The sequence below is a fragment of the Stenotrophomonas sp. 1337 genome, from assembly GCF_031455455.1.
Classification (GTDB): Bacteria; Pseudomonadota; Gammaproteobacteria; order Xanthomonadales; family Xanthomonadaceae; genus Stenotrophomonas; species Stenotrophomonas indicatrix.
This window is the reverse complement of the sequence record NZ_JAVDSR010000006.1, coordinates 39,381-55,068: the sequence shown is the minus strand read 5'-3', so window position 1 is coordinate 55,068 and position 15,688 is coordinate 39,381. Positions and strand designations below refer to the sequence as shown.

At 66.7% G+C, this 15,688-nt stretch carries 12 protein-coding genes; all 12 read left to right on the top strand.

Annotated features, from left to right (window positions below):
- Window positions 1-38: 38 nt before the first annotated feature.
- The 12 genes from frr to dnaE all read left to right on the top strand — a co-directional run bounded on the left by frr (window position 39) and on the right by dnaE (window position 15,670).
- On the top strand, window positions 39-593 hold the full coding sequence (gene frr / locus J2X70_RS10405) for a ribosome recycling factor (protein WP_025877664.1): 555 nt from the start codon (window positions 39-41) through the stop codon (window positions 591-593).
- A gap of 5 nt (window positions 594-598) precedes the next feature.
- Window positions 599-1,366, top strand: a complete 768-nt coding sequence (gene uppS / locus J2X70_RS10400) for a polyprenyl diphosphate synthase (protein WP_025877665.1) — start codon at window positions 599-601, stop codon at window positions 1,364-1,366.
- On the top strand, window positions 1,363-2,199 hold the full coding sequence (locus J2X70_RS10395) for a phosphatidate cytidylyltransferase (protein WP_025877667.1): 837 nt from the start codon (window positions 1,363-1,365) through the stop codon (window positions 2,197-2,199). The genes uppS and J2X70_RS10395 overlap by 4 nt, the downstream gene beginning before the upstream one ends.
- Window positions 2,200-2,201: 2 nt before the next feature.
- Entirely contained in the window at window positions 2,202-3,392 is a 1,191-nt protein-coding gene (locus J2X70_RS10390; RefSeq protein ID WP_309910253.1) for a 1-deoxy-D-xylulose-5-phosphate reductoisomerase, read from the top strand.
- A 55-nt stretch (window positions 3,393-3,447) separates the two neighbouring features.
- Window positions 3,448-4,806 carry an RIP metalloprotease RseP gene (rseP, locus tag J2X70_RS10385; protein ID WP_309910250.1) on the top strand — a complete coding sequence of 453 codons (1,359 nt, stop codon included), beginning with the start codon at window positions 3,448-3,450 and terminating at the stop codon, window positions 4,804-4,806.
- Between the two features lie 74 nt (window positions 4,807-4,880).
- Window positions 4,881-7,244, top strand: coding sequence for an outer membrane protein assembly factor BamA (gene bamA / locus J2X70_RS10380; protein ID WP_025877671.1), 2,364 nt, complete (start codon window positions 4,881-4,883; stop codon window positions 7,242-7,244).
- 422 nt (window positions 7,245-7,666) lie between these two features.
- Window positions 7,667-8,689: a UDP-3-O-(3-hydroxymyristoyl)glucosamine N-acyltransferase gene (lpxD, locus tag J2X70_RS10375; protein WP_025877673.1), complete on the top strand. Its 1,023-nt coding sequence runs from the start codon at window positions 7,667-7,669 to the stop codon at window positions 8,687-8,689.
- The gene (gene fabZ, locus J2X70_RS10370; protein ID WP_025877675.1) at window positions 8,686-9,141 is read left to right on the top strand and encodes a 3-hydroxyacyl-ACP dehydratase FabZ; all 456 of its coding nucleotides are present in this window, start codon (window positions 8,686-8,688) and stop codon (window positions 9,139-9,141) included. Before lpxD ends, fabZ begins: the two co-directional genes overlap by 4 nt.
- 19 nt (window positions 9,142-9,160) lie before the next feature.
- Window positions 9,161-9,952: an acyl-ACP--UDP-N-acetylglucosamine O-acyltransferase gene (gene lpxA, locus J2X70_RS10365; protein WP_025877677.1), complete on the top strand. Its 792-nt coding sequence runs from the start codon at window positions 9,161-9,163 to the stop codon at window positions 9,950-9,952.
- Between the two features lie 53 nt (window positions 9,953-10,005).
- Window positions 10,006-11,208 (top strand): lipid-A-disaccharide synthase, encoded by a 1,203-nt coding sequence (gene lpxB, locus J2X70_RS10360; RefSeq protein WP_223482669.1) that lies wholly within the window; start codon window positions 10,006-10,008, stop codon window positions 11,206-11,208.
- Entirely contained in the window at window positions 11,205-11,876 is a 672-nt protein-coding gene (locus tag J2X70_RS10355) for a ribonuclease HII (protein WP_032975781.1), read from the top strand. The genes lpxB and J2X70_RS10355 overlap by 4 nt, the downstream gene beginning before the upstream one ends.
- Before the next feature lie 215 nt (window positions 11,877-12,091).
- On the top strand, window positions 12,092-15,670 hold the full coding sequence (gene dnaE / locus J2X70_RS10350) for a DNA polymerase III subunit alpha (protein ID WP_032975780.1): 3,579 nt from the start codon (window positions 12,092-12,094) through the stop codon (window positions 15,668-15,670).
- The last annotated feature ends 18 nt before the right edge of the window (window positions 15,671-15,688 follow it).

Genomic DNA, 15,688 nt, shown 5'->3' with positions numbered 1-15,688 from the left:
ATAATCGCCCGATTCCAGTTACATCCAGGACCCTGGCGATGCTCAACGACATCAAGAACAACGCGCAGACGCGCATGGCCAAGAGCATCGACGCTCTTAAGCACACCCTCACTTCGATCCGCACCGGCCGCGCAACGCCGGCCCTGCTGGACCGTGTCACGGTCAATGCTTACGGCAACGCCAGCACGCCGCTGAACCAGGTAGCGTCCGTCTCCAACGCCGACGCCCACTCCCTGCTGGTCACGCCCTTCGACAAGAGCATGATCAAGGAGATCGAAAAGGGCCTGTACAACATCGAGCTGACCCCGAACACCATCGGCACCTCGATCCGCGTCAACCTGCCGCCGCCGACCGAAGAGCGCCGCAAGGAACTGGCCAAGCAGGTACAGAAGGAAGGCGAAGGCGCCAAGATCGCCGTGCGCAACATCCGCCAGGATGCGAACAAGGAAATCGCCAAGCTGCTTAAGGACAAGGCGATCAGCGAAGACGACAAGAAGCGCGGCGAAGACGATATCCAGAAGTTGACCGATGCCAACATCAAGGATATCGACAAGGTCGTCGCCGACAAGGAAAAGGAACTGATGTCGGTCTGAAGTCGATGCCTTCAGTCCCGCCTCCCCTGCCGTCCGCCCTCCCGCGCCACGTTGCCATCATCATGGATGGCAACGGGCGTTGGGCACAGCAGCGCCGTCGCCCCCGCGTGATCGGCCACCGAGCCGGCGCGCGCGCGGTAAACCGCACCATCGAGCGCTGCCTGGAACTGGGCATTCCGGCGCTGACCCTGTTCGCGTTCTCCAGCGAGAACTGGGGCCGGCCGCAGGAAGAAGTCGATGCGTTGATGAAGCTGTTCCTCGGCGCGCTCGACCGCGAAGTGGACGAGCTGCATCGGCGCGGCGTGCGCGTGCGCTTCATCGGCGAACGCGAGCGCTTCGGTGCTGCCCTGGTCAGCCGCATGCAGCTGGCCGAACAGCGCACCGCTGACAACCGCGCCCTGACCCTGTCGATCGCCGCCAGCTATGGTGGCCGTCAGGACATCGCCCGTGCCGCACGCGCACTGGCTGTTGAAGTTGCAGCCGGCCGCCTGCTTCCCGAGCAGATCGACGAATCCCTGCTGGGGCGACAGGTGGCCCTGGCCGACCTGCCGCCACCGGACCTGTTCATCCGCACCGGCGGCGATACCCGCATCAGCAATTTCCTGCTGTGGCAGCTGGCGTATACCGAGTTGTGGTTCACCGAAGCGCTGTGGCCGGATTTCGATGCCGCGCAGCTGCAGCTGGCGCTGGATGCCTACGCCAGCCGTGAGCGCCGCTTCGGCCTGACCAGCGCCCAGATCGCCGCCCTGGCCACCGAGACGTCCAGCCCATGACCAAGACCCGAGTCCTCGCCGCGCTGATCATGGCGCCGGTCGCCATTGCGGCGATCCTGTTGCTGCCCACGCAATGGCTGGCCGCCGCCGCCGCTGCCGTGCTGCTGATCGGCCTGTGGGAATGGCTGAAGCTGGCCGACGTCGAAGACACCCTCGCCCGCACCGTGCTGCTGGTCCTCAACCTGGTGCTGATGGTGCTGCTGGTGTGGGCCGATGCTGGCACCCTGGTGCTGTTCCAGATCGCGACCCTGGTGGGCGTGGCATGGTGGCTGGGCGCGCTGGTGTGGCTGCGCTTCTTCAACTTCGGCGCGCAGCCTGGCAGTCCGGCGCGCATCCTCAAGCTGCTGGCCGGCACCCTGGCCATCGTGCCGGCGTGGGCTGCGCTGGTGCTGATCCATGCCGGCGGCGACCCGCCCGGCCATCAGGGCCACCTGTGGCTGCTGGCCGCACTGGCACTGGTCTGGGCCGCTGATTCGGGCGCCTACTTCGCTGGCCGTCACTTCGGCAAGCACAAGCTGGCACCGCGGATCAGCCCGAACAAGACCTGGGAAGGCCTCGTCGGCGGGCTGATCGCCGGCGTTGCGGTGGCCGTCGGCCTGGGCTGGCTGGCCGGCATCGATGCCGCGCACCTGCCCGGCCTGCTGGTTACCTCGGTGGTGGCCGTATTCGCCTCGGTACTGGGCGACCTGTTCGAAAGCCTGATCAAGCGCCATGCCGGCGCCAAGGATTCAGGCCACCTGATCCCCGGCCACGGCGGCGTGCTCGACCGCGTCGACGGCGTGCTGGCGGCCATCCCGGTGTTCGCACTGGGCAAGGAAATCTTCGGGTTCTGACCATGGAAGCTGCTGCAGACCTGCGCCGGGTCGCCGTATTCGGCGCCACCGGCTCGATTGGTGCCTCCACGCTTGACGTGATCGCCCGCCATCCGCTGCGGTACCAGGCCACCGTGCTTGCCGCCGGCCGCCAGGTACAGGCGCTGCTGGCCCTGTGCCGGCAGCACCGGCCCGCGCATGCGGTGATCGCCGATGAAACCCTGTATGCCGAACTGCGCGACGGCCTGCGCGAAGCCGGCCTGGCCACCCAGGCCCATGCCGGCCATGCCGCGCTGGACCAGCTGGCGGCCAGCGACGCCTGCGACACCGTGGTTGCCGCGATCGTCGGCGCCGCCGGCCTGTCCTCGACCCTGGCCGCCGCCGCGGCCGGCAAACGCATCCTGCTGGCCAACAAGGAATCGCTGGTACTGGCCGGCGAACTGCTGACCCGTACCGCCGAACGTGCCGGCGCCGAGATCATCCCGATCGACAGCGAGCACAGTGCGATCTTCCAGTGCCTGCGTTCACGGGATGCCAGCCTCGAAGGTGCCGGCGTGCGCCGCATTCTGCTGACCGCCTCGGGTGGCCCATTCCGCGGGCGCAGCCGCGCCGAACTGCAGCAGGTCACCCCGGCCCAGGCCGTGGCGCATCCGAAGTGGTCGATGGGGCCGAAGATCTCGGTCGATTCGGCGACGTTGATGAACAAAGGCCTGGAGGTCATCGAGGCCCACCACCTGTTCGGCATCCCCGGCGAACGCATCGAGGTGCTGGTACACCCGCAGAGCCTGGTGCATTCGCTGGTGGAGTTCGTTGACGGCTCCACGCTGGCGCAGATGGGCCTGCCGGACATGCGCACCACCCTGGCCGTAGGCCTGGGCTGGCCGCAACGGATCGAATCGGGCGTGTCCGGGCTGGACCTGCTCGCCCAGGGCCGGCTGGATTTCGAGGCCCCCGACACCGACGCCTTCCCCTGCCTGGCCTTGGCGTGGCAAGCGATGCGCGCCGGTGGCACCGCCCCGGCGGTACTGAACGCCGCCAACGAAGAGGCTGTTTCAGCGTTTCTTCAGGGCCGCATAGGCTTCCTGACCATTCCGACGCTGGTTGCTAACGCTCTTTCAACACTGCCGACCGAACCAGCCGATACACTTGAGGTTCTGTTGTCCGCCGACCAGCGGGCCCGCCAGCTGACCCTGAACGCCATCGCCGCCACCTGAACAGCGCACCCATCCCGTATGACGCCGCCGCCCGTGTCCGCCAATGTGAACCTGCATGACTGACTTCATCGGATCGGTCTGGTGGATGATCGTCAGCCTTGGGCTGCTGGTCACCTTCCACGAATTCGGGCATTACTGGGTCGGGCGCCTGTGCGGGGTCAAGGTGCTGCGCTTCTCGGTGGGCTTCGGCCGTCCGCTGTGGTCGCGCCGCGACCGCCATGGCACCGAGTTCGCCATTGCCGCCATCCCGCTGGGCGGCTATGTGAAATTCCTCGACGAACGCGAAGTCGAGGTCCATCCGCACGAGCGCGGCCAGGCCTTCAACCACAAGACCGTGTGGCAGCGCATCGCCATCGTCGCGGCCGGCCCGATCGCCAACCTGCTGCTGTGCATCCTGCTGCTGTGGGCGATGTTCGTGATCGGCAAGCAGGACTATTCGGCAACCGTCGGCCGCGCTACCGGCATGGCCGCCACGGCCGGGCTCGGCAGTGGTGACCGCCTGCTGCGCGTGGACGGCCGCGATGTGATCACCCTGGGTGAGGCCAGCATGGCCCTGACCGCGGCGGCGATGGACCGTCGCGATGTGACCCTGGAGGTGCTCGACCCCGCAGACCAGCTGCGCTCGCGCACCCTGCCGCTGTCGCAGCTGCCGGCCGGTTTCGATGAACGCCGGGTTCCGATCCTGGCCGGGGTGTACTGGCGTGCGTGGCTGCAGCCGCCGCTGGTGGACACCATCGTGGAGGGTTCGGCCGCAGAGGGCCACCTGCAGACCGGCGATCTGATCGTGGCGATCGACGGCCAGCGCATCGACAGCGTCGAACAGGCCATCAGCGAAGTGGGCAGCCTCGGCCGCCGCGGTGGCCCGGCGATGATCGAGGTGCTGCGTGGTGGCGAGCGCCTGGCGCTGGAGATCACCCCGCGCCAGGGCAAGGACGGCAAGGGCCAGCCCACCTGGCAGATCGGCGCGGGGTTTGCCGAGAGCTACAGCCCCGCCTACGACACCCTGCTGAAGTTCGGCCCACTGCAGTCCGTGACGGTGGCGGTGCGTGAAACCGGCAGGATGGCCGCCGACTCATTGGCCATGATGGGCCGGATCGTGACCGGCAAAGCCTCGCTGCAGAACGTTTCCGGCCCGGTCACCATTGCCCGGGTCGCCAATATTTCGGCCAAACGTGGCGTGGACTGGTTCATCCAGTTCCTCGCCCTGCTGTCGCTGAGCCTGTGCATCATCAACCTGCTGCCGATCCCCATCTTGGACGGCGGCCACCTGCTGTATTACCTTATCGAGTTGGTCAAGGGCAGCCCGCTGAGCGAGCGTGCCGTCGCCGCCGGCCAATACATCGGCCTGGCGTTGCTGGCCGGGCTGATGGGATTGGCGTTCTACAACGACATCCTCGGCCTGGTCCCGCGATGAACTTTTCCATGTTTTTGCCGTCTACAGCGTCGGCATCCCTTACCAATGAAATCGACCTTCCTACCGGACGTGACATGACGCGACTCCCCAATCGCCGCCTGCTGGCCCTCGCCCTCGCCGCCGTCACCGGCGCTCCCGCCCTGGCCCAGGCAGCCGAGCCCTTCACTGTCAGCGACATCCGCGTCGACGGCCTGCAGCGCATCAGCTCCGGTACGGTGTTCACCTACCTGCCGGTCGAGCGTGGCGAGACGGTCACCGACAGCAAGGTCGGCGAGACCATCCGCGCCCTGTACAAGACCGGCTTCTTCGAAGACGTGCAGCTGGATCGCCAGGGCAGCATCCTGGTGGTGACCGTCAAGGAACGTCCGGCGATCAACAAGCTGACCGTCACCGGCAACAAGGACATCAAGTCCGACCAGCTGCTCAAGGGCCTGTCCGACATCGGCCTGACCGAAGGCGGCACCTTCGATCGCCTGAGCCTGGATCGCGTGACCCAGGAACTTCGCCGCCAGTACAACGATCGTGGCAAATACACCGTCGACATCACCCCGACCGTGAGCCCGCTGGACCGTAATCGCGTCGACATCGCCATCGCGATCAAGGAAGGCAAGGCGGCCAAGATCCGCCACGTCAACATCGTCGGCACCGAGAAGTACGACAGCAAGGACATCCTGGAGTACTGGGAGTCCAAGGAGCACAACTGGGCGTCGTGGTACCGCCGTGACGACCAGTACTCCAAGGAAAAGCTGTCCGGCGACCTGGAAAAACTCAACTCCTGGTACCTGGACCGCGGCTATGTCGACTTCAGCATCGACTCGACGCAGGTGTCGATCAGCCCCGACAAGCGCGACATGTTCATCACCGCCGGCGTGACCGAAGGCGACCAGTACAAGATCTCCGAGATCAAGGTCAGCGGCGATACGATCCTGCCGCAGGAAGACGTCGAGCGCATGGTCGTGCAGAAGTCCGGCGACACGTTCTCGCGTGCCCTGCTGGAATTCAGCTCCGACTCGATCACCAACTCGCTGTCCAACATCGGTTATGCCTTCGCCAAGGTGAACCCGATTCCGACCACCAACCGCGCCGAGCAGACCGTGGCGGTCAACATGCAGGTCGTGCCCGGCCCGCGCGTGACCGTCCGCCGCATCATCTTCAAGGGCAACACCCGCACCTCCGACGAGGTGATGCGCCGCGAAATGCGCCAGTTCGAGAACAGCTGGTACTCGCAGGCCGCGATCGACCGTTCCAAGATCCGCCTGCAGCGCCTGGGTTACTTCGAGGCGGTGGAAGTGGAAACCCCGCCCGTCAGCGGCAGCAACGACCAGGTCGACGTCGTCTACAACGTCAAGGAAACCACCTCGGGCAGCTTCGTGTTCGGCCTGGGCTATTCGCAGTCCTACGGCATGACCACCTCGGTGCAGCTGTCGCAGAACAACTTCCTGGGCGGCGGCAACCGCGTGTCGGTCGAAGCTTCGCGCAGCAGCTACCTGCAGCGCTACGGCTTCAGCTACACCAACCCGTACTTCACCGATGACGGCGTCTCGCTGGGTTACAACCTGTCCTGGCGCGAACTGGACTACTCCGACTTCAACACCGCGCAGTACAACAGCACCAACGGTTCGGCACAGGTGGTATTCGGCGTGCCGATCACCGAGACCGACACCGTCTCGCTGATGTTCGGCATCGACAGCAACCAGATCACCACGTACGCGGGCTCGACCCCGCAGTCCATCATCGACTACATCAATGTGATCGGGCGCCGCACGTTCCACTCCTGGCGCACTGAGCTGGGCTGGGCCCGCGACTCGCGCAACGACTACTTCATGCCGACCCGCGGTACCTACCAGCGCGTGGGCCTGGAAACCACGCTGCCCGGCTCGACCGTCGAGTACTACAAGCTGAACTACCAGATCAGCAAGTACTGGCCGATCATCCCCTCGCTGGTCATCAACACCCGCGCGGAAGTTGGCTACGGCGACAGCTATGGCAATGACAAGACCGCGATGGTGCCGGACAAGGATGGCAACCTGCGCTCGGTGACCGCGTCGGGCCTGCCGTTCTACGAGAACTTCTACGCCGGTGGTACCAACTCGGTTCGTGGCTTCGAGGACAACACCCTCGGCCCGCGCGAAGTCACCAACGGCTACCCGAACGGCCAGCCGCTGGGTGGTTCGCTGAAGACCGTCGGTTCGGTCGAAGCCTACTTCCCGCGCCTGTTCGACAGCCCGTCGGCCCGTGTGTCGGCCTTCGTCGACTTCGGCAACGTCTACAACGGCACCGACAACTTCAAGGCCAACGAGCTGCGCGTCTCCACCGGTGTAGCCCTGCTGTGGCGCGCCCCGGTCGGCCCGATCTCGATCAGCTACGCGTTCCCGCTGAAGAAGAAGGACGGCGACGAGATCGAACGTCTGCAATTCACGTTCGGTGGCCAGTTCTGAGGAACGACGTTCCTCAGAACTGATCCACCTCCGGTGAATTGCCCGCGCATTTCACCTATCCCCCGCGCCGCTGGCGCGCCCCCCTTAACAGAAGGGGGGCTTTCCACCAGACGGGTCTCGAATCGCCGGGCATTGCCCGGCGTTTTCGTTATTGAAGCGCACGCTGACGCGCGGTGAGCCGAGTATGGCCCGGTTCTGCAGGCGACTGTGGACGTTGGATCCGCTCGCACGCGGAAGACTATCCGGCGATGGCGCAGGGGGCTGACCAGGACCGTTGGCGCCATGGATGGCGCCATCGAGCCCCCAGGGATGGGTTTACGGCGTGTCCTGGGCAGCCCCCTGCGCCATCGCCCCACGGATCAGCCAGGCGCCGGCTTTTGCTCCCGCATGACCGCAATGGCGTCACACGTTAAACTCCCGCCGTGAATACTCCTACCTACACCGCCCAGCAACTCGCCGATCAGTTCGGCCTGCAGGTCCATGGCGACCCAGGCACCGCCATCCATGGCGTGGCCACCCTCGCCCATGCCGGTGCCGGCCAGCTGACCTTCCTTGCCAATCCGCGCTACCGCGCCCAGCTGGCCGACAGCCAGGCCGGCATCGTGGTGCTGCGCGCCGAGGATGCCGACGCGGCTCCCGGCACCGCGCTGGTTGCCAAGGACCCTTACACCACCTTCGCCAAGATCGGCGCGCTGTTCGACATCGCCCCGACCCGCCCACCGGGCATCCATCCCAGCGCAGTGATCGATCCGCAGGCGCAGGTCGCCGCCAGCGCCCACGTCGGTCCGTTCGTCACCATCGGCGCACGCAGCGTCATCGGCGAGAACTGCATCATCGGCGCCGGCAGCATCATCGGCGAAGACTGCACCCTCGACAGCGGCTGTGAACTGATCGCCCGCGTCACCCTGGTCACCCGCGTCAAGCTGGGCAAGCGCGTGCGCATCCATCCCGGCGCCGTGCTGGGCGCCGATGGCTTCGGCCTGGCCATGGACGCTGGCAAATGGATCAAGGTGCCGCAGCTTGGCGGCGTGCGCATCGGCGACGACTGCGAGATCGGCGCCAACACCTGTGTCGACCGTGGCGCGCTGGAAGACACCGTGCTGGCCGAGGACGTCCGCCTGGACAACCTGGTACAGATCGCACACAACGTGCAGATCGGCGCCCACTCGGCCATCGCCGGCTGCACCGGCATTGCCGGCAGCGCCAAGATCGGCCGTTACTGCCTGCTCGGCGGCGCCGTTGGCGTCGTCGGTCATCTTGAAATCTGCGACAAGGTCGTGATCACCGGCAAATCGGTGGTCCGCAACTCCATCACCGAGCCGGGCGAGTATTCCTCCGGCACGCCCCTGACCGACAACCGCACGTGGCGCAAGAATGCCGCGCGCTTCAAGCAGCTCGATGCCCTGGCCCGTCGCATCCTGTCTGTGAGCAAGGAGAAAGAATGAGCCACACCCAGACCCTGCCGGACATGGCGCAGATCCAGACGCTGCTTCCGCACCGCTACCCGTTCCTGCTGGTGGACAAGGTGGTGTCGATCGACTACGAGAAGCGCACGATCGTCGCGACCAAGAACGTCAGCATCAACGAGCCGTTCTTCCAGGGCCACTTCCCGGGCCAGCCGATCATGCCCGGCGTGCTGATCATCGAAGCCATGGCCCAGGCCGGCGGCGTGCTGACCCAGTTGACGCTGGGCCGCGATGCGCAGTCCAAGCTGTTCTACATGGTCAAGGTCGACAAGGCCCGCTTCACCAAGCAGGTGGTGCCCGGTGACGTGCTTGAGATGCACGTGGAGATCAAGCGCGTGATCCGCAACATGGCCGTGTACGACTGCGTGGCCAAGGTCGACGGCGAAGTCGTCGCCTGCGCCGAGGTGCTGTGCGCCGGCACCCGCGAATGACCCTGGCTGGAGGTCCGAGATGAGCGACAACGCCCCCCTGATCCACCCCACTGCCGTGATCGATCCGTCGGCGCGCCTGGCCGACGATGTCCGCGTGGGCGCGTTCACGATCATCGGGCCGGACGTCGAGATCGGTGCCGGCACCGAGGTCGGTCCGCACTGCAGCATCCATGGCCCGACCCGGATCGGCCGCGACAACCGTTTCATCGGCCATGTCGCGGTCGGCGGCGAACCGCAGGACAAGAAGTACGGCGGTGAACGCACCGAACTGGTGATCGGCGACCGCAACGTGTTCCGCGAGTTCGTCACCCTCAACCGTGGCACTGGCGGCGGCGGTGGCATCACCACCATCGGCGATGACAACTGGATGCTGGCCTACACGCACGTGGCCCACGATTGCCACGTCGGCAACTTCTGCGTGTTCTCCAACAACACCACCCTGGCCGGGCACGTGACCGTGGGTGACTACGTGATCATCAGCGGCTTCGCCGGTGCGCACCAGTTCTGCCGCATCGGTGCACATGCCTTCCTCGGCATGGGCGCGCTGACCAATGGCGACGTCCCGCCGTTCACCATGGTCGGCACCGACTCGCTGGGCCGCCCGCGCGGCATCAACAGCGAGGGCCTGAAGCGTCGCGGCTTCGATCCCGAACGCATCACCGCCATCAAGCGTGCCTACCGCACGCTGTACGTGGCGGGCCTGCCGCTGGCCGAAGCCAAGGCACAGCTGGCCGAGCAGGCGCGCGACAGTGACGACGTCAAGTCGATGCTGGACTTCATCGAGCACACCGAGAGGCACCTGCTGCGATGAGCAGCGCGACCGGCCAGGCGCCGGCCGGCGCCGAGGTGATTTCGCTGGCCTCGATGGCCGGCAGCGTGCCTGCACACCGGGTGCTCAGCGAGCGCCCGTTGCGGATCGCCCTGGTCGCCGGCGAAGCCTCCGGCGACCTGCTCGGCGCAGGCCTGGTGCGCGAACTGAAGGCCCGCTTCCCGCATGCCGAATTCGCCGGCATCGGCGGCGATGCCATGCGCAGCGCCGGCTGCCAGACCTGGCACGATGCCAGCGAACTGGCGGTGATGGGCCTGACCGAAGTCCTGCGCCATCTGCCGCGGCTGCTCAAGCTGCGTTCGGCCTTCCGCCAGCGTGCGCTGGAGTGGCAACCGGATGTGTTCATCGGCATCGACGCTCCGGACTTCAATCTGGGCATCGAACGCTGGCTGAAACAGCGTGGCGTGCGCACCGTGCACTACGTCAGCCCCTCGGTGTGGGCATGGCGCGAGAAGCGTGCCGAGAAGATCGGCAGCAGCGCCGACCTGGTGCTGTGCCTGTTCCCGATGGAACCGCCGATCTACGCCAAGCACGGCATCGACGCGCGCTTCGTCGGCCATCCGATGGCCGATGACATCCCGCTGCACGTCGACCGGGAAGCGGCCCGGATCGAGCTCGGCCTGCCCGCCTCGGCCAAGGTGCTGGCCGTGCTTCCCGGCAGCCGCCTGGGCGAGATATCCAAGCTCGGCGAAGCCTTCTTCGAGGCCGCCTGGCAGGTATCCGAGCGCATTCCCGGCCTGCACGTGGTGGTGCCGGCGGCCAATGCGGCCTGCCGGCGCCTGATCGAAGAGCAGCTGTCACGCTCGGCGCTGCCGGTGGCCTATTCGCATGTACTGGACGGCCAGGCACGCAACGCGATGATCGCCGCCGACGTGGTGGTGCTGGCCTCCGGTACCGCCACCCTGGAGGCGATGCTGGTGAAGCGTCCGATGGTGGTCGGCTACCGGGTCAACGAACTGACGTACCGCCTGGTGAAGGCGCTGGGGTTGATCAAGGTCGACCGCTTCGCCCTGCCCAACATCCTGGCCGGCCAGGACCTGGCGCCAGAGCTGATGCAGCACGACTGCACGCCGGAAAAACTGGCCGCCGCCATCCAGCAGTGGTTCGACCATCCGCAGCGGATCGCCGACCTGCAGGGCACCTACGCGCGCCTGCATGAACGACTGCGCCGCAATGCATCGGCGCGCGCAGCCGATGCGGTTGGCGAGCTGCTGGTGCGCGGCCAGGAAAAGGCATGAGCCGCCGCCACGCCGCAGCCGCCAGCCTGGCCTTGTTCGATGGTGCCGCGGTGATCGACCCCGGCCACCGCATCGCCGGTGTCGACGAAGCCGGACGCGGACCGCTGGCCGGCCCCGTCGCGGTGGCAGCGGTGGTGTTCGACCCGCAGCGGCCACGACTGAACGGCCTGGATGATTCCAAGCAGCTGACCGCGGCCCGCCGCGAGCAGCTGCATGACCGCATCCTCGACCGCGCCCTGGCCTGGCACGTGGTGCTGGTGGACGTGGAAGCCATCGACCGCCTGAACATCTATCAGGCCACCCTGCAGGGCATGCGCGATGTGGTCGCGGCGGTGGCCCACGTGGCCGGCTTCGCCCGCATCGACGGCAACGTGGTGCCCAAGGGGCTGGTGCTGCCGGCGCAGGCGCTGGTCGGCGGCGATGGCATCGACCGCGCGATCATGGCGGCCTCGATCCTGGCCAAGGTCTCACGCGACCGCTACATGCTGGACCTGCACGCACGCCACCCGCAGTACGGCTTCGACCAGCACAAGGGCTACGGCACCCCGGCGCATCTGGCCGCCCTGCGTGAACACGGCCCGTGCGCGGAGCACCGGCGCAGCTTCGCCCCGGTGCGCGAGTGCCTGGAGGCGCCGCCGGCTGGGGCGGCCGCCATCGCGATCGCCTGAACGTTCGCCGGGCATGGCCCTGCGCTACCACGGCAACATGAACGCCCCCGGTAGCGCCGTGCCATGCCCGGCGGCAATGGCGATATCGCGCACCGTCAAGTCCTTGTCGCAACCCCCTGCCCTCGCTACCCTGACCGGGCACTCCAGCGCTTCCCGACCCCGGCGACGATTCCCGCGTCTGCACCCGGGGCCTGCGCGCTCCAACCTGGTCCGGCATGTCCAACTCCCGCTTCGTACATCTCCACGTCCACACCGAGTTCTCGCTGGCGGACTCCACCATCCGCGTGCCGGCCAAGCCGGACCAGGCTGACCCGAAGAAGGCCAAGCAGGCCAACCTGCTGTCGCGCTCGGTCGAACTCGGCCTGCCTGCGCTGGCGGTGACCGACCTCAACAACCTGTTCGCCCTGGTCAAGTTCTACAAGGCCGCCGAAGGCGTGGGCATCAAGCCCATCGCCGGCGCCGACGTGATGATCGCCGAAGAAGGCCAGGACCCGTGGCGGATGACCCTGCTGTGCCGCGACCGCGAGGGCTACCTGAGCCTGTCGCGTCTGCTGACCCGGGCATGGATGGAAGGCCATCGCCCCGAGGGCGGCGTGGCGGTGCATCCGGACTGGCTGAAGGCCGGCAACGCCAACCTGTTCGCCCTGGCCGGCCGTGAGAGTCTGGCCGGGCGCCTGGCCCTGGATGGCAAGCACGATCTGGCCGAGCAGCAGCTGGCCGACTGGCAGCGCGTGTTCGGCGACGGCCTGCACCTGGAGCTGACCCGCACCGGCCGCGATGGCGAAGAGAGCTTCAACCAGTTCGCGCTGATGGCCGCCGGCCAGCGTGGCCTGCCGGTGATCGCCAGCAACGACGTACGCTTCCTGTCACCGTCCGATTTCAGCGCGCACGAAGCCCGCGTGTGCATCTCCACCGGCCGCGTGCTGGATGACCCCAAGCGCCCGCGCGAGTACAGCGACCAGCAGTACCTGAAGTCGGCCGAAGAGATGTGCGCGCTGTTCGCCGACATCCCCGATGCGATCGACAACACGCTGGCGCTGGCCGAGCGCTGCAACATCGAGATGCGCCTGGGCACCTACTTCCTGCCCGACTATCCGGTGCCCGACGAGGAGACGCTGGACAGCTGGATCCGCAGCGAGTCGCGCAAGGGCCTGGCCGCACGCCTGGAAAAGAATCCCATCGCGCCCGGCATGACCGCGCAGGATTACAGCGACCGCCTCGAGTTCGAGCTGGACACCATCATCAAGATGGGCTTCCCCGGCTACTTCCTGATCGTGGCCGACTTCATCCAGTGGGGCAAGGCGCAGGGCATTCCGATCGGCCCGGGCCGTGGTTCGGGTGCGGGTTCGCTGGTGGCATGGGCGCTGCAGATCACCGATCTGGACCCGCTGCCGTACAACCTGCTGTTCGAGCGCTTCCTCAACCCCGAACGCGTGTCGATGCCCGACTTCGACATCGACTTCTGCATGGACCGCCGCGACGAAGTCATCGACTACGTTGCGCGCAAGTATGGCCGCGAGCGGGTCAGCCAGATCATCACCTACGGCACCATGGCAGCCAAGGCGGTGGTGCGCGATTCCGGCCGCGTGCTCGGCTTCCCCTACGGCCTGGTCGACGGCGTCGCCAAGCTGATCCCGAACATCCTCGGCATCTCGCTGAAGGATGCGATGGGTGAGGGCAAGGACAGCGAGATGGCTTCGCCCGAGCTGATCCAGCGCTACCAGAGCGAAGACGACGTCCGCGACCTGATCGACCTGGCGCGGCAGCTGGAAGACCTGACCCGCAACGCCGGCAAGCACGCCGGTGGCGTGGTGATCGCGCCCGAGCCGTTGAGCGAGTTCTGCCCGCTGTTCGCCGAACACGATGAAGACGGCCGCGGCAAGAATCCGGTCACCCAGTTCGACAAGAACGACGTTGAAGAAGTCGGCCTGGTGAAGTTCGACTTCCTCGGCCTGCGCACGCTGACGATCATCGACTGGGCGGTGAAGGCGATCAACAAGCGCCACGAGCGCGCCGGCATTCCGCCGGTGGACATCACCCAGCTGCCGCTGGACGATGCGCCCACCTACAAGGACATCTTCGCCTCGGGCAATACCGGCGCGGTGTTCCAGTTCGAATCCTCGGGCATGCGCCGCCTGCTGAAGGACGCCAAGCCCGACCGTTTCGAAGACCTGATCGCGCTGGTGTCGCTGTACCGACCTGGCCCGATGGACCTGATTCCCTCCTTCGTCGACCGCAAGCACGGGCGCGAAGACGTGGAGTATCCCGATCCGCGCACCGAGCGCATCCTGCGCGACACCTACGGCATCATGGTGTACCAGGAGCAGGTGATGCAGATGGCGCAGATCGTCGGCGGCTACTCGCTGGGCGGCGCCGACCTGCTGCGCCGTGCGATGGGCAAGAAGGTGCCGGCGGAAATGGCCAAGCACCGCGAGATCTTCCGCGAAGGTGCGGCCAAGGACGGCGTCGGCGAAGCCAAGGCCGATGCGATCTTCGACCTGATGGAGAAGTTCGCCGGCTACGGCTTCAACAAGTCGCACGCCGCCGCCTACGCGCTGGTGAGTTACCAGACGGCCTGGCTCAAGCGCCATTATCCGGCCGAGTTCATGGCCGCGACGCTGTCTTCGGACATGGACAACACCGAAAAGGTGGTCGGCTTCCTGGACGAGGTACGCAACCTCGGCCTGACCGTGCTGCCGCCGAAGGTGAACCAGTCCGCCTTCATGTTTGAAGCGTCCACGCCGGACACGATCCAGTACGGCCTGGGGGCGATCAAGGGCGTCGGCCAGGGTGCCTGCGAAGCGGTGGTGGACGAACGCCTTCGCGGCGGCGACTACACCGACCTGCTCGACTTCTGCACCCGCATCGGTTCGGCCAAGCTCAACCGGCGCACGCTGGAAGCAATGATCAACTGCGGTGCGCTGGATGAGCTGGGCCACAACCGTGCCTCGCTGATGCTGCAGCTGCCGGAAGTGATCAAGGCCACCGAACAGATGGCGCGCGAGCGTGCGTCCGGCCAGAATTCGCTGTTCGGCGGCCCCGAGCCGGGCGTACAGGCCATCCACCTGGAGCTGCAGGAAACCGACGAATGGCCGTTGCTGCAGCGCCTCAACGGCGAGCGCGACACGCTGGGCTTCTACCTCAGCGGCCACCCGTTCGACCCGTGGCGCGATGACGTGCGCGATCTGGTCGGTACCGACCTCGGCTCGGTGGAAAAGATCTGGAGCGCCAACAGCAACAGTGGTGGCGGCGAGAAGCGCTGGCGTCCGGAAGTACAGACCGTGCTTGCCGGCCAGGTGGTCGGCGTGCGCCGCAAGGGCGAGAGCCAGATCTTCATCCAGCTGGAAGATGGCCGTGGCCGCGTCGAATGCAGCGCGTTCTCCGATGCCATGGCCGAGTTCGGCCACCTGATGACCAAGGACCGCATCCTGGTGGTCAAGGGCGGCCTGCGCGAAGACGAATTCAATGGCGGCTTCGCACTGCGCATCCGCCAGTGCTGGGACTTCGACGAGGTCTGTGCGAACTACGCCACGCGCCTGTCGCTGCGGCTGGACCTGCGCCATCAGCGACCGGTGTGGGAGCGCATCGATGCCCTGCTCGACCGCCATCGCCCCGGCCGCACGCCCCTGCGCCTGGACCTGCTGCTGAAGGGCCCCGATGGCGGCATCGCCGGCATGCTCGATGTTTCCGGGCAGAGCGCGGTGCGCGTCGATTCCAAGCTGATGGAGGCGCTGCGCGCCGAACCGGCCGTGCGCACGCTGAAGGTGCGCTACAGCCCGCCATGGGCCAGCTGAGGCTGGCCCCACCCCGTT